Here is a 20,515-nt window from a genome sequence, read left to right as displayed (position 1 = left end):
AAATGGTTAAAACATTACCTAAAGTAGATGTTGTAATAGTTGGTATGGGTTGGACAGGCGGCATTATTGCAGCGGAATGCGCAAAGGCTGGTTTAAAGGTTGTTGGTTTAGAGAGAGGCCAGGAGCGGGGGACAGAAGATTATTTAAAAATACATGATGAATACCGTTATGCAGTTCGATATGAATTAATGCAAAATTTAGCAAAAGAAACCATTACTATTAGAAATAATCGTAAAATGCCTGCATTGCCCATGCGTCAATTAGGATCCTTTTTACTGGGAGAAGGGTTAGGGGGTTCAGGAACTCACTGGAATGGTCATACATGGAGGTTTTATCCTTATGATTTTCAAATAAAAACAATGACGGATAAAAAATATGGTCCTAATAAATTACCAAAGGATTATCTACTCCAAGATTGGGGCCTTACCTATGATGAACTAGAACCTTATTTTTATACGTTTGAACAAACTATCGGGCTCTCTGGTGAGGATAATAATCCTTTTCTAAAGCGTAAAGACCCATTCCCTACCCCCCCAATGAAAAAGACACCGATTTTGAAAAAATTTGAGAAGGCTACACAAGAATTGGGTTATTCACCAATAATGATGCCCTCTGCAAATTTGTCTGAAGCTTATGAGAATCCAGATGGGGAAATGATAAATGCCTGCCAGTATTGTGGGTTCTGTGAACGTTTCGGTTGTGAGTATGGAGCGAAGTCCTCACCAGAAATTACTGTTGTTCCTACTGCAAGGAAGACCGGTAATTTTGATGTGCGATTCAATGCGAATGTCGTTGAAGTGATCAAAAGCGGAAAAAAGGTCACGGGTGTGAAATATATGGACACGCTTTCTGGTGAAGAATATATTCAGCCTGCAGAAGCGGTCGTGTTATCAAGTTATGTCATGAATAATGCAAAGCTATTGATGGTGTCAAAAATCGGTGATCAATATGATCCAGTAACAGGTCGAGGTACTCTTGGAAGGAGCTATTGCTATCAAATACTTCCGGGAGCGTCAGGTTTCTTCGACGATCAGATGAATACTTTTATGGGAGCAGGCGCTCTTGGTATGACCATTGATGACTTTAATGCTGATAATTTTGATCATAGTAATTTAGACTTCATTCACGGTGGTAGCCTATCAATCACACAAACAGGATCAAGACCTATTGAGACCAATCCAATTCAGCGTGATACGCCGACTTGGGGAGCAGAATTCAAAAAATCGTCTATCTACAATTACACACGAACTTTAAGTATTGGAGCACAGGGTGCTTCGATGCCTCATAAAGAGAATTTCCTTTCGTTAGATAGCAATTACAAGGATGCTTACGGGATACCACTTCTTCAAATGACCTATAATTTTACTGAACAAGATCGAGCTTTGCATAAGTATATATCGGAGAAATCAGCAGAAATTATGAAGGAAATGGGTGCGAAGACGGTTGAAAGCAGGTCGCCTATTACGGATTATGATATTGTGACTTACCAAACTACTCATAATACAGGTGGAACAGTCATGGGGGGGAGTCCAGAAAATAGTGTTGTGAACACATATCTGCAACATTGGGATGCAGAAAATCTATTTGTTGTTGGTGCAGGGAACTTTGCTCATAACGGAGGATATAACCCAACAGGTACAGTGGGCGCACTTTCTTACCGAGCTGCGGAAGGCATTATCAAATATAGCAAATCGGGTGGATCACTCGTCTAAAAAGGAGGAATTATTATGGGTGGATTAGGAGCAATAGGTGTTCCAGGATTAATCATCATTTTGGTTATTGTACTCATTGTATTTGGTCCGAAAAAACTACCGGAAATTGGAGCGGCAGTTGGGAAGACATTTTCAGAATTTAAAAAGTCGACAAGAGGACTTATAGATGACGATGAACCCGTAAAAAAAGAAGAAAAGAAATCTGAAATCCTATAGAAGGTGAAGTAAATGGACCCATACGAACATCACAATAAGAAAATAATTAGTCCATTAGATAAAAAAAAAGTGGTAGAAGTTGAAGAAGTTATAGCAAATGTGGCTGCCAGTGACGAATCACCACTTGTTGAACATTTAACGGATTTACGAAAGCAAATTATTAAGAGTGTAGCAGTATTTCTTTTTTTCTTTCTTGTCGTACTTTCAACCATCAATCTATGGTTTCCGTATGTTACAAGGGGCAATGAATTAATCGTACTTGGGCCACTTGAAGTAGTGAAATTCTATATGTCGATTTCGAGTGCGCTTTCGCTAGGCATTTCTCTACCTTTTATATTTCATTTTATTTGGCAGTTTGTTAAACCAGGATTGAACCATGCAGAGAGTCGATTTATTGGATTGTATTCACCACTAATGCTTGTACTTTTCATAGTCGGTATTTCTTTTGGCTATTTTGTTGTGAATCCTTTAAGTTATCAATTTTTAATCAGTATTGGCGAAGTGAATTTTAAAGTAATGGTATCTGCTAGTGAATATATTCACTTTTTGTTAATGACGACAGTGCCTTTAGGAATATTATTCGAACTGCCAATTATTGCGATGTTTTTATCAGCTATCGGTATCTTGACTTCAGATAAGATGAAAAAGGTACGAAAATGGTCTTATGTCGTATTAGCGATAATATCGACACTCATGACACCACCAGACTTTATCAGCGATTTTTTGGTTCTAATTCCAATGATTTTGCTGTATGAAATTAGTATTGTGGTTGTTAAAAAACTTGAACGAAAACAAATATTGAATGAAAAACTATCGATCCCCTTAGAGTAGTGGGATCGATAGTTTTTTTATTTGGAGATTTGTTAATTGCAACGAATGAGAATCATTTGTCAATTTCGTTTAAATATTCGAAAAAGAGTGACATTGGCTACCGATTTGTGTAATATCTACTATTAAAAACGATAGGGAGATAAAATCGTATGAAATTCAACGTGTTTACAAAAGCTCAGGAATTCGAAGATAAAGCAAAACCTTTTTTAAGCAAACATGAAGATTTATATAGTCTGTTTTATGGCGTGTTGCAAGGAATCAAAGCCGGGCGATATGAAAATCCGTTCATGGCTACGATTGAAGTAGAAGACTGCATTGTGGCTCTATTTCAAATGACACCTCCCCATCCTTTGAATCTTATTATTATTGATGAAACAAAAATAGATGACATTTTGACGCTTGCTGCTCATGAACTTTTCAAAAGAAAACTACCTATTCAATCGGCTGTTGGCGTGAAATCTGTAGTCACTGCATTTTCAGAGAAATGGCAAGAGACGACAAAATGCAAAGCAAAATTGTTAATGGACCAAGGTCTATACCGTTTGGATAAAGTTGATCATTCACTCGAAAAAAGTCCAGGATCGTGGCGCTATGCTAGAAAAGATGAAGCGCCAATTCTTGAAAATTGGTTTAAAGCATTTGAAATGGATACGGGACTTAAAAGTAGCCCTCTAGATGCTATTAAGGAAAAGGTTAATCAATTCTTGGAAGATGAAGAAGTATTCTTTTGGGAAGACAAAGGAAAAATCGTTTCAATGATGAAAAAAGCGCGCCCTTCTGAACGTGGAGTCACTGTATCTTTTGTCTATACTCCACATGAAGAAAGGAAAAAAGGATATGCACGCACCATGGTTGCAGCAGGTAGTGAAGAATTATTAAAGACCTATGACTTCTGTGTGCTGTACACGGATATGATGAACCCTACTTCCAACAAGATTTACCAAGAAATCGGTTACCAAAAAATTGCAGATTCAATTCACATTGAATTTGTTTCAGAAGATGGGCTATGACATGGAATTGAGGGAATTGAAGGTATAGTGGTATGAATAAGTGGTCATGATATTCAAGTGTGATGCATATAAAAATTAAGACTCAAAAAATAATTAACTAAATTGTGCCTTAATTTAAAAGTGATATGCTATAATTCATACAAACTGGTAAGGAAATGAAAAAATTACATAATCATTTCTAGGTGCGAGGCAAGAAGGGACGATGGGTGGACAATGGAAAATTAATCTTATTTCTAAGCAAATTAAACATTTTGCGAAATCGGAAATAGGATTGGTCTGCCCATTTTTCATTACTACAGAAATTCTCTTTATTAAAAAAAGAGTTTTTTGTTCTGATCTATTTTGGGTAAGTTTAATCCTTCCGATAATTCTCGGAGGGATTTTTTTGACCTTCGAAATAGGGGGAATAGGAATGGTTGTACTTGGTAAAACACAAAATGTATCCATTGAATATGGCAATAAAATAGTGGTTCAAAAAGTATCAATTGATATCAAAAAAGGAAGTTGTATTGGAGTCGTCGGTGGTAATGGTGAAGGGAAATCCACTCTGTTGTCTCTGTTTGCTGGAGAGCTAGGAGCAAGTGAAGGTTTTATTCATTGGATAGGAGGAACTCCTACAACGCATTACTTTAGACAAGAAGATCAAGCTTTTGAATTGATCGACAATCAGCTAGAGGAAAATAACCTCTCACATAAATGGCATGTTCCCAAAAATCGCTCGTATGAGGTATTGAGTGGTGGAGAACGAATGAAAAAAAGGCTTTCACAAGCATTTTCAAGTCATGTTCAGTTGTTACTTTTAGATGAACCAACAAACCATCTAGACCAACAAAGTTTAAAAGAACTGGTGAAACTCGTTAAATCCTTTTCGGGTACCTTGATTATCGTCTCACATGATCGCTATTTTTTAGATGAAGTAGCTACCACTATTTGGGAAGTAGAACACCAAAGAGTAACTGCATATGAAGGGAATTATACTACCTATCGATTGGAAAAAGAAGAACGACGCAAGGTACATTCGCGATTGTACGATGCGCAACAAAAAAAAATCACGCGGATTGATGAACAAATTGCATCACTTCAAAATTGGTCATCTAAAGCACATGCCGACTCAACAAAACAAGATGGATTTAAAGAGTTCTATCGTTCGAAAGCCAAACGCATGGACACTCAGATTCGCTCAAAACGTAAGCGTTTGGAAGGTGAACTTGCAAAAGCGAAAATCGACAGACCGTTAGAAGAAAAAGAAATTTCGTTTTCAATTGAAGGCAATCAAAAGCAAGGACATCGAGTGATTGAGGCTAAAAGACTCTCGAAAAGATTTGGTGAGCAAGTATTATGGGAAAAAGCTTCGTTTACCATTCAACGAGGCGAACGTATTGCTCTTATTGGACCAAACGGTTGTGGGAAGTCTACTTGGTTGCGCATGCTTATGGGGCAAGAAACGTTTGAAGGTGACTTGTGGAAAACCAGTGCTATGAGTATTGGCTATTTGCAACAAACAGTAGAAGACTTACCAGAAAAGAAGACACCTGAAGAATGGTTCGACCCACAAGATTTTGACGAGCGAGGACAAATTCAAACGTTAATGACAAACTTAGGTTTTGGGAAAGAACATTGGCGTCTACCAATAGGCTCTTTGAGTATGGGAGAGCGATTAAAGTTGAAACTAATGGCGTTCATGATGGAACAAAAAGACGTTTTGTTATTAGATGAACCTACCAATCATTTGGATTTGCCTTCCCGTGAACAACTGGAACAAACCTTGTCTACTTATCCAGGCACGATAATTCTTGTGACTCATGACCGTTATTTTTTGGATAAAATTGCAAACAAGCTCCTTGTTTTTGAAGATAAATCAATGAAAAAAGTAGACATGACATTTGCTGAGTGGAATAATCACCAGAACGAGACGTTTCAACAGCAGCAGTTGCTGAAGCTAGAAATAGAGCGACAAGCGCTCCTTGGAAAAATTAGCTTTATGCCAAAAACAGACGGTAAATACGCTGAATTRGATCAACGATTCAACGAATTATGCAAAYAAATAAAAGCACTGAAAGAGTAAGCTCACATCCACTCGGTGAAACTAGTTGAGTGGATGTGTTATTAAGAAGAAAATAATAAGAGATAGTGCATATGTCGAATGAATTAAGGGTAATAGAAAAAGATATACCTACTGAAGCTTAAAAAGGGGCTGACGCTGTGATACGATTTGACCAAGTAACGAAGCGATTTGCAGACGGAACTGAAGCTTTAAAAGATGTTTCATTAACTATTCCAACAGGCAAATTAACCGTGATTATAGGTCCAAGTGGTTGTGGAAAAACCACATTAATGAAGATGATAAACCACTTGGAAGTACCAACATCGGGTGATGTATTAATTGATGAACAATCTATTAAAGATCGCGATGAGGTGGAGCTCCGACGTTCCATCGGTTATGTCATTCAGCGTATTGGCTTATTTCCTCATATGACAATTGCCAAGAATGCTGCACTGGTACCCACATTAAAGGGTTGGAGTGCAGAAAAAACGAAAGAACGTGTAAGCGAACTAATGAATATCACAGGACTTGATCCCGAGACGTATTTACATCGTTTTCCTCTTGAACTTAGCGGAGGACAGCAACAACGTGTAGGAGTTGTTCGGGCACTCGCTGGAGATCCAAATATCGTGCTAATGGATGAGCCTTTCAGCGCACTTGATCCAATTAGCCGAGAACAACTTCAAGATGAGTTGCGAAATCTTCAACAAAGAATTCAAAAAACCATTGTTTTTGTCACGCATGACATGGACGAAGCTTTAAAAATAGCCGACCATATTATTGTACTACGCGCTGGAAAAGTGGAGCAAACGGGTTCGGCACATGATCTGATTCATGAACCTGCAAATGACTTCGTTCGTAACTTTATCGGACAAGATCGAATCAATCGACAGCGTTCATTTGGCCAACGGAAAATTAGCGAGCTGTCATCGTACTATAAACAAGCGAAAATAGGCGAGCAGGTAGTCTCAATAAATTCATCAGAAGATGTAGAAAAAGCAATTGCTCTCTTAGAGCAACCTCAGACAGATGTATTGGCTATCTATACAAATGAAGAATTCGTAGGTTACATCGACCAAACGTCATTACTGAAAGCAGTCTTAGCTAAGGAAGTAGGTGCGTCTTCTTATGACTGACTTCTTGGAAACAATTCAAAGCCGCTCTGACCTTATTCAACAAGCGTTTTTCGAGCATATTTATTTATCGTTCGTAGCATTGGCAATCGGAATAGCTATCGCATTGCCTCTAGGTATTTTAATTGCTCGACATCGTAAATACGCTGAACCAGTAATAGGAGTAACGGCAGTTTTTCAAACAATTCCTAGTTTAGCTTTATTCGGTTTTCTAGTACCACTTATGGGAATTGGCTCAAACACGGCACTTATTGCACTTATTATTTATGCGCTTTTACCCATTTTACGTAATACATACACGGGACTTACTTCTGTAGATTCGTCCATCATAGAAGCGGGTAGAGGAATGGGAATGACAAGAACGCAAATACTAAAACAAATAGAATTCCCACTCGCCTTACCTTTTATTATGGCGGGAATTCGCACTGCAACGGTTTTAACAGTCGGAATTGCCACGCTTGCTACATTTGTAGGAGCCGGTGGTTTAGGTGACGTTATCTATCGAGGTTTACAATCGTATAATAATTCACTCGTCTTAGCAGGAGCACTTCCTGTTGCGCTACTAGCTATTAGTTTTGACTTATTATTAAAATGGGTGGAAAAGAAAGCAACACCAAAAGGAATGAAAACACAATAGGAGGAAATTCTATGAAAAAACGTTTTGCCGGATTAGTTCTACTAGCATCAGTCGCATTAGTAGGTTGTGGGTCTTCAAGTGATAAAAATGAACCTATTGTTATTAGTGGAAAACAATTCACAGAGCAATATATTTTACCTCAAATTTTAGGCCAATATGTAGAAGCTAAAACGGATTATGATGTGGAATATAATGAAGGACTCGGTGAAGTGGCGATATTAACACCTGCGATTGAAAAAGGTGATATCGATATCTATGTTGAATATACGGGTACTGGTTTGCAATCGGTATTAGAGGAAGATCTTAAACAAGGCGAAAGTTCTGAAAGTGTATTAGAACGTGTTCGCAAAGGATATGAAGAGAAGTTTGACGTGACTTGGCTAGAGCCACTTGGTTTTGAAAATACGTACACTTTAGCTTATAGCAAAGACAAGCCATACAAAGCTGAAACGTATTCTGAATTAGTTGAAGCATCAAAATCAGAAGACATCGTGTTCGGCGCACCTCATGCTTTTTATGAGCGACCAGGAGATGGGTATGAAGCAATGGTCAAAGAATATCCATTTGAATTCTCTGAAAAGGAAAGCTTAGATCCAAACGTCATGTATGAAGCGGTTAAACAAGGCGATGTAGATGTCATTACCGCATTTACAACAGATGGCCGTATTGAACGATTTGACTTAGAGATTACAAAAGATGACAAAGGCTTCTTCCCAAAATATGATGCAGCACCTCTTGTGCGTCAAGAAACTCTAGAAACTTATCCAGAACTTGAAGACGTGTTAAACGAATTAGCTGGAAAGATTTCACTTGAAGATATGCAAAAAATGAATGCTCGTGTTGATATTGATCAAGAAAAACCTGAAGATGTAGCTCGTGATTTCTTAATTGAAAAAGGATTAATCGAAGAGTGAAATAATAAAAGAGAGGCTGCTTTTGCAGTCTCTCTTTTATTGTTGAACTTCTGTTCCTCTTAACTATTCTAATTTTTAGCGAAATTCCCAACGACTTCAACAGTTTCAAATATATTAATAAATGCTGCTTCATCATGATTGTGAACAATCTTTTTAATTTGCATCGTTTCGTATCGTGTAACAACCATCATTAATATTTGTTTTTTCTCTTGTGTATAGCCCCCGTATCCTTCTGTGATAGTAATACCTCGATAGACTGATTGTATTAAATCATTTCGAATTAAGTCTCCTTTTGTGGTAACTATGTGCATAGTTAATTTGACGTGATCAGTGAAAATGGTATCAATCACTTTACCCGTCAAATAGATAGACAAAAGTGTGTATAATGCTAAATCCCAGTTGAATACAAATCCAGATATAAGGACAATTACGCCATTCATACTTGTGAGAAGAAGACCGATACTGACATTACTAGTTCGTGAAATCATTATCGCAATAATATCCAATCCACCCGAAGTACCAGCGTATTTCAATATTATCCCAATTCCTATTCCTCCTATAACCCCACCAAAAACGGTAGAAAGTAATATATTATCGGTGACTCTAACTGTTGGCAGTAAATATAGGAAGATGGAAAGTGAAACTACACAAATCATTGTATTGATAGTAATGGTTTTTCCAAGTTTGTAATAGCCCAAAATTAATAAAGGTATATTAAAGACCAGATTCAACAAGCCAGTATTAAAGGGAGTGATTAATCCAATTAATATAGCAATACCGCTAATTCCACTACTTAAAATACCGTAAGGAACAAGAAAAAAATTAAAGGCAAATGCAACAATCAGTGAACCTAGTATGACAATCAAATTCTTCACTTCGTAACCTCTTTTCGTGAATAAGTACTTAATAAAAAACCCATCCCCCAAAAAGGGATGAGTTGTGCTCGCTATACAATCCACACCAGTAATGTACGAACAAACATGAGCTCAATCAACGTACTACTATATGTGTTCCATTGTAACAGAGGGAAAACGTATAAGCTCTTTGATTTTCTGCTTACAACATTCAGTAGATTTCTACATAGAGTGTGGCAAAGTACCTTGTTTTTGTTGTACAAAAGGCCATAAGACATCTGCCCAAATTTTGTAACCCCGGTCGTTTGGATGAATCCCATCTTTTAATGTTGAAGGGAGTGGTATGTTTTTTGAAGACATGTTATACAGCATTGCACCATGTGTATCAAAGTAATTCCAACCTTGTTTTTTTATATAAGTTGAAGTTTCATCGACATAATCCGTATATTTGAGACCAAACTGATTGAGTGTTGGCCCGAATTTATTCGATGTACAAGGGTTTGGCGATAAGAATACAATCCGTGTATTTGGTAAGGCCTGTGAATACAATTGGTATAGTGAATCTAAAGAGTTAAAAGTGTCTTCCAACGAGACATTTTTATTGTGATTATTAATGACGGATGTTTCAATAAACAATATGTCTGGCTGCTCTTTTAAAATTGGTTCAGTGACACGATCTTCAAGTAACCCTACCGATGTATATCCAGAGTACCCATGATTTGAAATCGTGAACCTCTCCAAAGCTGGATTCGAATTCCGAAGATTAACTTCAATACGTCCACGCCAAGTTTTTGTTTGATTAGTAGACCCTGTTCCGCGAGTTACGCTGCTACCAGTCACTGCCATTTTCGCTTCGCCGCAAATCATGGCGCGGAAAATTAAGTAGTCGGCGAGAGATTGATTTGGATTGTATTTCGGGTCGTAAGTTTTAACAGATGATTCATTTGCACTAACTTGATCCTGGTGTACATCATTTCTACTATAGAAGAGGAGTGTACCCGCAGTGATCCAAATTAACCACTTCCATTTGTTCATGCGGTCAACTCCTTATTTTTTTATATAATTAATGTAATATTCAGTCATCAATTACTCAATAGGAAGAAAGTAGTGTATAGTAAATTCCTTATGATTTTGTCCCAATCGGATATTTTATGGCATTTTTCTTCATTTTATCACGTGCTGCTTCGATTAAATCTACTCCAATTACATCGGAAAACTGCAACAAGTAAATAAATACATCGGCCATTTCATCAACAATCGCTTGTTTATCATGAGCAATTGCATCTTCTGGAGACCGCCACTGGAAACATTCTAGCAGCTCACTTGCTTCGAGCGAGATGGAAATAGCTAAGTTCCGTGCATCGTGATTACCGTCCCAGTTTCGATCATTTCTAAATTGTTGTATTTCTTGGATAATTTCTTTCATCTGTAGTTTCCCCGTTTCGATAAAATTCTATGTATTGTTAAAGTATAAATAAAAGAAGGAGAAATGCACATGAATTTCCAACCAATTTCAACTAGCTTTTTTCAACAACCAACGATTCAACTTGCTCAAAACTTAGTTGGTCAATATCTTGTTCATCAGCATCCTGATGGTTTATTGGTCGTAAAAATAATTGAAACTGAAGCATATATGGGATCTGAAGATCGAGCGGCACATAGTTTTGGTAATCGGCGAACGAAGCGAACTGAAGTAATGTTTGGAGAGCCAGGACTTGTTTATACCTATCAAATGCACACACATACATTGATGAACGTTGTTAGTGGTCCTATCGGTAAACCTGAGGCTATCTTGATACGAGCTGGAGAACCCATTGTTGGTCATGAATTAATGCAACAATTTCGCGGAACAACAGCAATAAAAAATTGGACAAACGGTCCGGGTAAGCTTTCTAAGGCGCTAGGTGTGACTATGAGTTTCTATGGTCATCATTGGACAGAAAAACCACTTTTCATTGCACCAGGTCCAGGTGTGAAAGAACTTGAAATAGGTCCACGTGTAGGGATTCAAAATACTGGAGAAGCGGTAGATTACCCTTATCGGTTTTCTGAAAAGGGCCATCCAATGGTCTCAAAATATCGATAATAGGTTTAATGGGATATTTTAGTGGAATATTAATGGTGAACAAACTTTAAGGAGTGATTTAGAAATGGCTAAAATTGCAACTTTAATCACGAATATGTTTGAAGACATTGAGTATATGGATCCGTCAAGGGCTTTTAACGAAGCGGGACATGAAGTATTTACTATTGAAAAAGAAGCAGGCAAAGAAGTGAATGGCAAACAAGGGGAAGCGAAGGTGAAGATTGACCATAGTATCGACGATGTGAAACCAGAAGACTTTGACGCTTTGTTCCTCCCAGGTGGTTTTTCGCCTGACCAATTACGTGCCGATGAACGGTTTGTGGAATTCACAAAAGCCTTTATGAATTCAAAGAAACCAGTTTTTGCAATATGTCATGGTCCTCAGCTATTGATTTCGGCTAAAGCGTTAGAAGGTCGTGATGCAACTGGTTATAAATCGATTGCTCAAGATATGTTATATGCCGGTGCAAAATTTGTAGATAAAGAAGTAGTTGTTTGCCAAAATCAATTGGTAACAAGTCGACAACCTGAAGATATTCCAGCATTTAATCGTGAATCCCTAAAATTATTAGAACAACTATAAGCATGAAATGTCCCGTTTTTACGGGACATTTTTTTGTTTGAATAACCCATCCTTGTTGCTGCTTCCTTGAGTGGAATTACATTTTTTTTAGGAATTTTTCATAGTCTCTTTGATTGTTAGTAGTAGTGGCTAAGTTATATAAGGCCAGATAAAATTGTTGGCTGTCTTGTTCAAAAAGAAAAAGATTTTCAAAACCAAGTGCGGTGTGTATTGCAAAATCCCAAACTGATTGATAATCGCGTGGATTAAGCGATTTAGCCATCAAATCCAAAGCTTTTAAGATGTCCGTTGAAACAATAACATTATCTTTCGCATAGTGTCTGATATACCCTAATCCATTGTACAAATAGTGATTAAAATCTCTTTTTTGCAATATGAGTCGAAGGTTATTCTCATCATCTGCTAAATAATTAGAAAAATCGGTTACTAGTGAAATAGAAACAAGCACTTCGCTAACTTGGTAAATAGCAGTAGTTGCTGTCTTGGGGTCGTAATTTCCAAGCGCTCTTATAGCAACCTCGACTAGTTTATTTATGCTGAATTCAATATCTTGAACTTCAGTCTGTTTCTTTCTAACGCTAAAAAACGCCAAATATTTATCTTCATCTACTGTCATCTCACGCTTTTTCCAATAAGTCAAAAGTGGTGTACTTTCAAACACGTAGCTCCCGATTGTGTGCTCAAACCTCATCATAATGTCATCTTTTTTAGCTTCTTCGATCATAGAGATAAAATCCACGAGTTGAATATAGCCCGGTGTACCTGCTTTAATTTGGAGTCCCTTTCCGTTCCGAATATCTGCATCTGTGTCACTGAAATCTTTTACTTTGTAACTATCTAGTTCATCTTTCAAAGTTCCTTTTACAATTTCCAATGCTTCTTTTTTCATGTCATCCGTCAATTGATTCACTTGTAACCACGCAACTGCATGATTAATAAAAAATATAAAAGTGGCCATCGAAAAGATTGCTAAAAAAGTCGCTGTAATAGGAACAGCAAAATAATACTCAGTGATTCTTTTATTAAGAAAGAATAAGGATAAAAGAACATAGATAAAGCTACCAGTAAAAATCCCTAAAACACGCTGTGTCGCTTTGCTAGATATAAAATTTTTAAGAATACGAGGGGAAAACTGTCCAGAAAAAGTAGTGAAAACAACTAATACCAAGTTGAATGTGAATATTGTAATCGTTAAGGTAGCTGCAGTAAGGACGCTTAAGAGAGAAAGAGTTAGTTCATAATCTACGGCAAAATACGATATCATTTTATTGCCCATACCGTAATTCAAGTCACCATTTAAAGTTACACTTAATAAAATCATGGAAAAAAGGACGTAAAGCACGGGGGTAAACCATAAGTTTGACTTAACTTGATGGGCTAGCTCCCTTTCTGACATCCTTGTGTATTTTTTTAAATACTTATCTAGAAGATATGTTTTCATTATTTGTAATGTCCTTTCTAAAAGGCATTATTACTGTTGCAAGGCTAAAAAAAGATGGAATGATTATGTTTATACTTAGAGAATTTTAATAATTGATTTAACAGTAAGGGAACATAATGCCGTATTTAAAAGCCAATACTTCATATTGTTTACCCCAAAAAACCACCTTATACTATCCTTTTTTATAACATAGCCTTAAATACAATACCCTCATTTTCGGTATTGTACTTGTTAACTTTATATTTCTGAAAAAAAGCCTAATACTTTCACTCGAAATAGGATAATGTAATAGAAACAACATATTCATGAGGTGAAAGATATGAAAGACGGCAAGGAATCCAACAGGTCAAGAATATACGAAATATTTACGTATTTACATGAACATCCAGAAATCAGTTGGAAAGAAGTTGAGACAACAGCTTACTTAAAAAAACTGATTGAACAAGAAGGATTTAGCGTTCGAACATTTGATGACAGCACAGGTTTGGTTGTTGAGATCGGGGAAGGTCCAACATGTATCGGCATTCGCGCAGATATGGATGCACTTTGGCAAGAAGTAGATGGAGTATTCAAAGCAAATCACTCATGTGGTCATGATGCTCATATGACCATTGGTATAGGTACTTTATTGAAGATGAAAGAAGTAGGATTTCCGAAAGATATTCGCTTTAAATGGATATTTCAACCGGCTGAAGAAAAAGGACAAGGCGCTTTAAAGATGCTTAAGCAAGGTGTCTTAGACGATGTAGATTATTTATTTGGAGTCCACCTTCGACCCATTCAAGAAATTCCAGATTGTACAGCATCGGCTGCTATATGTCATGGAGCTGCTGGTATCATAAAAGGTACAATTGAAGGAGAAGATGCTCATGCTGCTAGGCCACATCTCGGTCAAAATGCAATTGAAGTAGGTGCAGCAATTGTTCATGGTTTAGAAGGCATTCGAATGGATCCACTCGTCCCTTATTCCGTAAAAATGACCAAGTTGCATGCGGGTAGTGAAACAGGCAATATCATCCCAGGAAAAGCATCATTTACACTAGATGCACGTGCTCAAACCAATGAAGCCATGCGGATTCTTCGGATAAAAGTGAATGAAGTTCTTCGCAGTGTAGAATCCATATATCACGTTAAAATGAAATTTAAAATGCACGAAGGATTAGTAGCAGCCATTGTAAATGAAGAAGCATATGATCTTATGGAACAAGCCATTATCACAGTTTTAGGTGCAGAGAAATTGGAACCACGGATCACGACTCCAGGTGGTGAAGACTTTCATTTTTACTCCCTACATAAACCCAATTTAAAAGCGACGATGCTCGGTCTAGGATGCGGGTTGTCTCCAGGACTGCATCATCCGAAAATGACATTCAATCATGAGAGTATTTATACAGGCATTGAAATTCTAACCAACACCATTCTTAATGCCATTCAATTAATCAATAATAACAAGAAAGTTTAAAACACTTTTTTCTAGATAAGAGTAAGGGGGATGTGACTAAGTCACATCCCCCTTACTCTTACAGGTGATCTTGGCACTCAAACTTTCATTACTTCTACCTATATAAGGCTTATTAATGGTTTTATTTCGCTGCGCTACTTTTCGAAAGAAGAAAGTGTATTTATAGCTAGTCAACTTTGTTCTTAAGATTAAGGCTAGGTACAGAATTTAAAGCTTCTCAAGCGGACTGGAACTGTTTAGTGGCAACCATGAAACCTAAAACCACTTTATCACTCAGGTTTCCGGGGAGCTTTTGAAAGCATCATGCTGCATCTTTACCTAATGAAAAGTAATGGGGGAATGTGACTTCGCCACATTCCCCCATCCCTTTGTTCTATAGCACATGGTGCAGCAGGTAAAGCGTCCTAAGCGACCTGGAACCTTATCTTCTTCAGTTGAACTTATGGATCTCTTCTTAGAATAAAGCAGTTTCTGCATTGTCCATTGAATTCATAAGGACATGCTTATATAATGAAATTATTCATAAATAGATAAGGAGATGCTTATGGATTATTTAGCAATGGAACAATATTTAAAAGGCATTGGTGATCAAAATCGTCTTAGAATTCTAAGCTATCTCATGCATCAATCATTATGTGTATGTGAACTGACCGAATTKCTGCAAATGACCCAACCCGCAATTAGTCAGCATATGCGTAAATTAAAAGATGCGGGCATTGTAAGTGAAGAAAAACGAGGTCGCTGGACAATTTGGTCATTGCAGGTTCGACACCCTCAACTTCCTGTATTGATACATTTACTCAGTTTACTACCCGCTCCAACCCGGACGGTAGAAGACTTAATTAAAGAAGGAAAAAAAGTCATGTGTGAAGCATAAGCGGAGGTTTCAAAATGGATTTATGGTTAGCAAGTATAGTTTTTATTGTGACGTTAATTTTTGTAATATGGCAACCTAAGGGGCTTTCAATTGGTTGGTCAGCAATGGCTGGAGCTGCAATTGCCCTTCTAGTAGGCGTTGTGAATCTTCAAGACGTAATTGATGTAACCGAAATTGTTTGGAATGCTACATTAACGTTTATTGCGTTAATTATCATTTCGTTAATTTTAGACGAAATTGGGTTCTTTGAATGGGCAGCCCTACATATGGCTCGCTTTGCAAAAGGAAGCGGAATTCGCATGTTCTTACTGGTCACGTTACTTGGAGCGGTAGTAGCAGCCTTGTTTGCAAACGATGGTGCAGCCCTCATCCTGACACCGATTGTATTAGCTATGGTTCGTGCACTTGATTTTAAAGATAAGATGATTTTACCGTTTATTATGGCTTCCGGATTTATTGCAGATACCGCATCACTTCCTTTTGTCATCAGTAACTTAGTAAATATCGTATCTGCAGATTTCTTTGGCATTGGATTTATCGAATATGCATCGCGCATGTTTGTTCCAAACTTATTTAGTGTTGCAGCGAGTATGTTGGTACTGTATTTATTCTTTGGAAAATCAATCCCGAAACATTTTGACGAGAAGATGTTAAAAGAGCCGAAAGCAGCGTTAAAAGATATTCGCATGTTCCATGTTTCATGGTATGTACTTAGCATATTATTGATTGGTTATTTCTTAAGCGAATCATTCAATATTCCCGTTTCCTTTATTGCAATAAGTGTAGCTCTAATCTTCTTGTTCATTGCACGTAGAAGCTCGGCAGTTCACACGAAAAATGTAATCAAAGGCGCTCCATGGGCTATTGTCTTTTTCTCAATTGGTATGTATGTCGTTGTATATGGACTTCGTAATGTTGGCTTAACTTCAGTGTTAACAGAAGTAATTGAATGGACAACTAATCATGGTTTATATACTGCAACACTTGGTATGGGCTTTATCGCGGCAATTCTATCCGCAGTTATGAACAACATGCCAACAGTCATGATTGACGCTCTTGCGATTGCCGATACTAATACAACTGGTGTGATGCGAGAAGCTCTCATTTATGCAAATATTATCGGGGCTGACTTAGGCCCGAAAATGACACCAATTGGTTCTCTTGCGACTTTACTATGGTTGCATGTATTAAGTCAAAAAGGCGTAAAAATAGCATGGGGATATTACTTTAAACTAGGTGTAATATTAACAGTTCCTACTTTATTCATTACCTTAACTGGACTTTATTTATGGTTAACTCTAATTCATTAAAAAGGATGATACTCATGGAAAAGAAAATATTTTATTTTTTATGTACCGGCAATTCATGCCGCTCACAGATGGCTGAAGCATTTGGTCATAAGTACTTAAGTGAAAAGTATAATGTATATTCAGCTGGTATTGAGGCACATGGACTTAATCCAATAGCCATTAAAGCGATGGATGAAGTGGGTATAGATATTCGTAACCAAACATCGGATATGATTGATACTGAGCTATTAAATAAAGCAGACTTCGTAGTGACATTGTGCGGGGATGCTGACGTCAAATGTCCAATGACTCCACCTCATGTGAGACGCTGGCATTGGGGCTTTGACGATCCTGCACGAGCTGAAGGCACGGAAGAAGAGAAGTGGGCTGTGTTTCAAAGAGTCCGTGATGAAATTGATGCAAGAATTGAAGAGTTTTCGAAATCTGGAAGATAAACAAAAGCGACGACGTGATTTATTTCACGTCGTCACCTTTTATATATTTCCCCATATACAATTCATTTAGATATTCACCATTAATGAATAAGGAATTAATTCGCGTGCCTTCTGTGGTATATCCCATTTTCTTATAAAGGGCTAATGCGGGAAAATTGCGTTCAATCACTGTAAGTTCTAAACGAGAAATGCCAACTTCTTGTGCCCACGCTTCTGCTTTAGTCATTAACGATGTACCAACACTTTTTCCATAGTAAGCTTTACGTACACCAATTACGATAGAAGCACGGTGACTTGCTCGAGGAGATGGGCCAGTAACTACAGCGACAAAGCCAGCAAATTCTCCATTAAGGATACCGACAAATATTCTGGAAGTATCGGATTTTTTCCATTCTCCAATTCGCTTGCGGATGGCTTGAACTGATATTTTGCGCTCTTCTTTGCCGAAAAGCATAAAGTCAGATTCTGAATCAATATCTTGTTGAAGATGTATAAAAGAACGTGCATCATCTAAATCAACAGGGCGAATAATTAATATATTTTTAGGATTAGGAGAAGAACTATTCACATTAATCTCATCGGACTCTTTAATAAAAGTGATTGACCGTCCTAAGTCTATTTCTTTTATTGTATAATCAGAGTTCATCCAAGCTAAATAGTGTGTTGCAGGTGGTTTCGTTTTTTTCCACCAACTACTATTCAGAAAAGCAGCATTTGGTAAGGGTTGACCGACGATATTTTCGATAGCAGTATATGTAAGCGTGACTTCATTTTGTGAAACTTCTGCAAAAAAAGATTCTAAAGGTATGTACTTTTTCTCCATTTTCTTTACCATAAATAACCTCTTTTCTGTATCAAAAGAAATGCTTGCTGATTAGTGTAATATTATCATTTTAATAAGTATTATACACTGCTTTAAGAGTAATTTTTCTATAAAAATGAAAATAATAGGTAATATTTGATATGATAATGGAATTATTATGGAATAACGTTATAAAGTAACAATACTTCTTTGTAAACGAAATATAGACTAAAGTGCTAAGGAGTGAAGAAGTCACATGATAAGGCAATTACAAGAAATAGATCGCCAACTGACAATGAATTTTGTATCACAAGAACCAGCTGAAAATGTCTTTATAATTGGAGATATTGAAGGTCATGGTTTTCATTCGTCAATCCAAACCCTATGGGGTGATTTCAATGATCAAGGAAACCTAAGAGCTGTCCTGTTGAAATATGATAAAAACTTCATTGTCTATGCACCAGGAGATTTTGATGCAAAAGGAATCGCAACTATTATTAATAAGGATGTATCGTTCAGTTACTTGTCTGGAATTGAAAAAATCGTTAATAAGTTAACTCCTTATATAACCGCAAAACCGAAAAAGCCACGCGTTCTCTATTACGCTAAATGCGAATCGGCAGAATTACTCCCAACAATACCAGCCGAAATCACATTAGAGAAAGCCCGAGTTGATGATGCTAGAGATATAATTAATCAAATGAAAGCTATTCCGGAATTTGCTGAAGGTAATTATAGTGTCGAGCATAAGCAAGTTTCTTTAGAAAAAGGACTCGCACGTGCGTACTTTATCAAAGATCAAGGCACCATCATTAGTTCGGCATCAAGCGCAGCTGAAAACAGTCAATCTGCGATGATTGTGGGTGTGGGAACTTTACCTAGTCATCAGAAAAAAGGATTAGCAACTTACTGTATGTCGAAGCTATGTCGTGAGTTATTAGAAGAAAATAAGATGTTGTGTCTGTTTTATGACAACCCCTCTGCAGGTGCTATCTATAAGCGAATAGGCTTCGTAGACATAGGGAAATGGAGCATGTGGACATATTAATCTAGCGAAATCTGTTGATGCCACAGCATGTCAGGTGGTTTAATAGAGAAAATAGACTGCTAGAGGAGTTTGAACACAATGCTTCATTATAAAACCTATATCGTATCACCTGATGCGCCTTGGGTATCTTTTGTTCATGGAGCGGGTGGGAGTTCTTCCATTTGGTACAAGCAAATACGAGAGTTTAGAAAAGCACATAATGTCTTATTAATCGACCTTCGAGGACACGGCAAATCTGCTCGTGGACGTTGGAAGAAAGGCGATTCATTTGTCCATATTGCAGATGAAGTGAAAACTGTCTTAGATGAATTAAATATAAAACGCACACATGTCATTGGTATGTCACTCGGAACAATTGTTGCCCAAACGATAGCAGAACGTTTTCCTGAACGAATATCTTCCCTCATATTAGGCGGAGCTGTTATTCGATTGGATATCCGAACAAAACTATTATTATGGACAGGACGTGTGACAAAGCGTTTTATTCCTTATATGTTGCTATATAAATTATTCGCCTGGATTATCATGCCGAAAAAGCGTCATGAAGAATCACGTTCAATTTTCGTAAACCAAGCGAAGAAAATGTGTCAAAAAGAGTTTATTAAATGGTTCTCATTAACTAAGCTAATTAACCCTTATTTATCTAGGTTGCAAATGAAAACAAATTCCATACCAACCCTATTCTTAATGGGAGTGGAGGATTACTTGTTTATGCCACCAGTAGAAGAAGTGGTGAAGCGTAACGCAGAATTTAAACTCATTAAAATTAAAGAATCAGGTCATGTGTGTAACATTGATCAACCGGATATATTTAATCGGCTGTCGATCGACTTTATTTCAACTAAACAAAAAACAAAAGCTATCACCTCAACTGGGTGATAGCTTCAGACTGTAGACAAAAGGGGTTCGGAATGGTCTCATTCCGAACCCCTTTTTTTATTTTTATTGGATTTGAATCGATTATTGAGAATAGTAGACCTCTGCGAGGTCATTATTTATGCCATTTTTGGAGCTCGCCATGTCCAGCTGGCGAGTTTTTTTAAATTCATGGCAGCGAAAGTAAGCATCGCCTGCATCGACAATTTTTTAAGTCCCCTTAACGTTGTCCAACGCATACATAC

Annotated in this window: 22 protein-coding genes; 16 read left to right on the top strand and 6 right to left on the bottom strand. The window is 37.3% G+C overall.

From position 1 onward, the window contains the following. Window positions 1–2: 2 nt before the first annotated feature. The 8 genes from AC1DOS_RS00110 to AC1DOS_RS00075 all read left to right on the top strand — a co-directional run bounded on the left by AC1DOS_RS00110 (window position 3) and on the right by AC1DOS_RS00075 (window position 8,497). Window positions 3–1,712 (top strand): GMC family oxidoreductase, encoded by a 1,710-nt coding sequence (locus AC1DOS_RS00110; protein WP_108585566.1) that lies wholly within the window; start codon window positions 3–5, stop codon window positions 1,710–1,712. A gap of 15 nt (window positions 1,713–1,727) precedes the next feature. Next, complete coding sequence (tatA, locus tag AC1DOS_RS00105; RefSeq protein ID WP_108585565.1) at window positions 1,728–1,928, top strand: twin-arginine translocase TatA/TatE family subunit; 201 nt, start codon at window positions 1,728–1,730, stop codon at window positions 1,926–1,928. A gap of 12 nt (window positions 1,929–1,940) precedes the next feature. Beyond that, entirely contained in the window at window positions 1,941–2,759 is an 819-nt protein-coding gene (gene tatC, locus AC1DOS_RS00100; RefSeq protein WP_477535921.1) for a twin-arginine translocase subunit TatC, read from the top strand. A gap of 149 nt (window positions 2,760–2,908) precedes the next feature. Next, window positions 2,909–3,769, top strand: a complete 861-nt coding sequence (locus AC1DOS_RS00095) for a GNAT family N-acetyltransferase (RefSeq protein ID WP_477535920.1) — start codon at window positions 2,909–2,911, stop codon at window positions 3,767–3,769. 412 nt (window positions 3,770–4,181) lie between these two features. Continuing rightward, on the top strand, window positions 4,182–5,834 hold the full coding sequence (gene abc-f, locus AC1DOS_RS00090) for a ribosomal protection-like ABC-F family protein (RefSeq protein ID WP_477535919.1): 1,653 nt from the start codon (window positions 4,182–4,184) through the stop codon (window positions 5,832–5,834). 137 nt (window positions 5,835–5,971) lie between these two features. Continuing rightward, window positions 5,972–6,949: an ABC transporter ATP-binding protein gene (locus AC1DOS_RS00085; protein ID WP_477535918.1), complete on the top strand. Its 978-nt coding sequence runs from the start codon at window positions 5,972–5,974 to the stop codon at window positions 6,947–6,949. Then, a complete protein-coding gene (locus tag AC1DOS_RS00080) occupies window positions 6,942–7,583 on the top strand; it encodes an ABC transporter permease (RefSeq protein ID WP_108585560.1) in 642 nt (213 codons plus the stop codon). Before AC1DOS_RS00085 ends, AC1DOS_RS00080 begins: the two co-directional genes overlap by 8 nt. Window positions 7,584–7,594: 11 nt before the next feature. Further along, window positions 7,595–8,497 (top strand): ABC transporter substrate-binding protein, encoded by a 903-nt coding sequence (locus tag AC1DOS_RS00075; RefSeq protein ID WP_477535917.1) that lies wholly within the window; start codon window positions 7,595–7,597, stop codon window positions 8,495–8,497. A 68-nt stretch (window positions 8,498–8,565) separates the two neighbouring features. Here AC1DOS_RS00075 and AC1DOS_RS00070 read toward each other — a convergent pair whose 3' ends face one another. The 3 genes from AC1DOS_RS00070 to AC1DOS_RS00060 form a co-directional block, all read right to left on the bottom strand. Further along, window positions 8,566–9,372, bottom strand: coding sequence for a YitT family protein (locus tag AC1DOS_RS00070; protein ID WP_108585555.1), 807 nt, complete (start codon window positions 9,370–9,372; stop codon window positions 8,566–8,568). 201 nt (window positions 9,373–9,573) lie between these two features. Continuing rightward, window positions 9,574–10,386, bottom strand: coding sequence for an SGNH/GDSL hydrolase family protein (locus tag AC1DOS_RS00065; protein WP_477535916.1), 813 nt, complete (start codon window positions 10,384–10,386; stop codon window positions 9,574–9,576). An 88-nt stretch (window positions 10,387–10,474) separates the two neighbouring features. Then, a complete protein-coding gene (locus AC1DOS_RS00060; RefSeq protein WP_108585553.1) occupies window positions 10,475–10,777 on the bottom strand; it encodes a nucleotide pyrophosphohydrolase in 303 nt (100 codons plus the stop codon). A 69-nt stretch (window positions 10,778–10,846) separates the two neighbouring features. Here AC1DOS_RS00060 and AC1DOS_RS00055 point away from each other — a divergent pair, with 69 nt between their 5' ends. Together AC1DOS_RS00055 and AC1DOS_RS00050 are read left to right on the top strand one after the other, a co-directional pair. After that, window positions 10,847–11,437, top strand: a complete 591-nt coding sequence (locus tag AC1DOS_RS00055; RefSeq protein WP_477535915.1) for a DNA-3-methyladenine glycosylase — start codon at window positions 10,847–10,849, stop codon at window positions 11,435–11,437. 64 nt (window positions 11,438–11,501) lie between these two features. Continuing rightward, a complete protein-coding gene (locus AC1DOS_RS00050) occupies window positions 11,502–12,020 on the top strand; it encodes a type 1 glutamine amidotransferase domain-containing protein (RefSeq protein ID WP_477535914.1) in 519 nt (172 codons plus the stop codon). Between the two features lie 76 nt (window positions 12,021–12,096). Here AC1DOS_RS00050 and AC1DOS_RS00045 read toward each other — a convergent pair whose 3' ends face one another. Beyond that, the gene (locus AC1DOS_RS00045; RefSeq protein ID WP_477535913.1) at window positions 12,097–13,461 is read right to left on the bottom strand and encodes a DUF2254 domain-containing protein; all 1,365 of its coding nucleotides are present in this window, start codon (window positions 13,459–13,461) and stop codon (window positions 12,097–12,099) included. Between the two features lie 319 nt (window positions 13,462–13,780). Between AC1DOS_RS00045 and AC1DOS_RS00040 the strand changes: the two genes are divergently transcribed. From AC1DOS_RS00040 to arsC, 4 genes are all read left to right on the top strand, one after another. Next, window positions 13,781–14,923, top strand: a complete 1,143-nt coding sequence (locus AC1DOS_RS00040) for a M20 peptidase aminoacylase family protein (RefSeq protein WP_477535912.1) — start codon at window positions 13,781–13,783, stop codon at window positions 14,921–14,923. 544 nt (window positions 14,924–15,467) lie between these two features. Then, entirely contained in the window at window positions 15,468–15,800 is a 333-nt protein-coding gene (locus AC1DOS_RS00035; RefSeq protein ID WP_477535911.1) for an ArsR/SmtB family transcription factor, read from the top strand. 14 nt (window positions 15,801–15,814) lie between these two features. Next, entirely contained in the window at window positions 15,815–17,110 is a 1,296-nt protein-coding gene (locus AC1DOS_RS00030; RefSeq protein WP_477535910.1) for an arsenic transporter, read from the top strand. Between the two features lie 14 nt (window positions 17,111–17,124). Then, entirely contained in the window at window positions 17,125–17,544 is a 420-nt protein-coding gene (gene arsC / locus AC1DOS_RS00025; RefSeq protein ID WP_477535909.1) for an arsenate reductase (thioredoxin), read from the top strand. A gap of 19 nt (window positions 17,545–17,563) precedes the next feature. Here arsC and AC1DOS_RS00020 read toward each other — a convergent pair whose 3' ends face one another. Continuing rightward, a complete protein-coding gene (locus tag AC1DOS_RS00020; RefSeq protein ID WP_477535908.1) occupies window positions 17,564–18,379 on the bottom strand; it encodes a GNAT family N-acetyltransferase in 816 nt (271 codons plus the stop codon). 223 nt (window positions 18,380–18,602) lie between these two features. Here AC1DOS_RS00020 and AC1DOS_RS00015 point away from each other — a divergent pair, with 223 nt between their 5' ends. Together AC1DOS_RS00015 and AC1DOS_RS00010 are read left to right on the top strand one after the other, a co-directional pair. Further along, on the top strand, window positions 18,603–19,394 hold the full coding sequence (locus AC1DOS_RS00015; RefSeq protein ID WP_477535907.1) for a GNAT family N-acetyltransferase: 792 nt from the start codon (window positions 18,603–18,605) through the stop codon (window positions 19,392–19,394). Between the two features lie 78 nt (window positions 19,395–19,472). After that, complete coding sequence (locus AC1DOS_RS00010) at window positions 19,473–20,273, top strand: alpha/beta fold hydrolase (RefSeq protein ID WP_108585543.1); 801 nt, start codon at window positions 19,473–19,475, stop codon at window positions 20,271–20,273. Window positions 20,274–20,389: 116 nt separating this feature from the next. Here AC1DOS_RS00010 and AC1DOS_RS00005 read toward each other — a convergent pair. After that, window positions 20,390–20,515 (bottom strand): transposase (locus AC1DOS_RS00005; RefSeq protein WP_477536038.1); only part of this gene is annotated, 126 nt, incomplete at its 5' end.

This window comes from Paenisporosarcina sp. P5_A11 (assembly GCF_056400705.1).
This window is presented reverse-complemented; position numbering and strand designations above follow the sequence as displayed.

Bases quoted from the DNA above. Each gene is read 5' to 3' on its own strand.
- AC1DOS_RS00020 (WP_477535908.1), bottom strand. From the start codon at position 18,379: ATGGTAAAGAAAATGGAGAAAAAGTACATACCTTTAGAATCTTTTTTT.
- tatC (WP_477535921.1), top strand. From the start codon at position 1,941: ATGGACCCATACGAACATCACAATAAGAAAATAATTAGTCCATTAGAT.
- AC1DOS_RS00065 (WP_477535916.1), bottom strand. From the start codon at position 10,386: ATGAACAAATGGAAGTGGTTAATTTGGATCACTGCGGGTACACTCCTC.
- AC1DOS_RS00060 (WP_108585553.1), bottom strand. From the start codon at position 10,777: ATGAAAGAAATTATCCAAGAAATACAACAATTTAGAAATGATCGAAAC.
- AC1DOS_RS00050 (WP_477535914.1), top strand. From the start codon at position 11,502: ATGGCTAAAATTGCAACTTTAATCACGAATATGTTTGAAGACATTGAG.
- AC1DOS_RS00045 (WP_477535913.1), bottom strand. From the start codon at position 13,461: ATGAAAACATATCTTCTAGATAAGTATTTAAAAAAATACACAAGGATG.
- AC1DOS_RS00040 (WP_477535912.1), top strand. From the start codon at position 13,781: ATGAAAGACGGCAAGGAATCCAACAGGTCAAGAATATACGAAATATTT.
- AC1DOS_RS00075 (WP_477535917.1), top strand. From the start codon at position 7,595: ATGAAAAAACGTTTTGCCGGATTAGTTCTACTAGCATCAGTCGCATTA.
- AC1DOS_RS00110 (WP_108585566.1), top strand. From the start codon at position 3: ATGGTTAAAACATTACCTAAAGTAGATGTTGTAATAGTTGGTATGGGT.
- arsC (WP_477535909.1), top strand. From the start codon at position 17,125: ATGGAAAAGAAAATATTTTATTTTTTATGTACCGGCAATTCATGCCGC.
- tatA (WP_108585565.1), top strand. From the start codon at position 1,728: ATGGGTGGATTAGGAGCAATAGGTGTTCCAGGATTAATCATCATTTTG.
- AC1DOS_RS00030 (WP_477535910.1), top strand. From the start codon at position 15,815: ATGGATTTATGGTTAGCAAGTATAGTTTTTATTGTGACGTTAATTTTT.
- AC1DOS_RS00080 (WP_108585560.1), top strand. From the start codon at position 6,942: ATGACTGACTTCTTGGAAACAATTCAAAGCCGCTCTGACCTTATTCAA.
- AC1DOS_RS00055 (WP_477535915.1), top strand. From the start codon at position 10,847: ATGAATTTCCAACCAATTTCAACTAGCTTTTTTCAACAACCAACGATT.
- AC1DOS_RS00010 (WP_108585543.1), top strand. From the start codon at position 19,473: ATGCTTCATTATAAAACCTATATCGTATCACCTGATGCGCCTTGGGTA.
- AC1DOS_RS00095 (WP_477535920.1), top strand. From the start codon at position 2,909: ATGAAATTCAACGTGTTTACAAAAGCTCAGGAATTCGAAGATAAAGCA.
- AC1DOS_RS00015 (WP_477535907.1), top strand. From the start codon at position 18,603: ATGATAAGGCAATTACAAGAAATAGATCGCCAACTGACAATGAATTTT.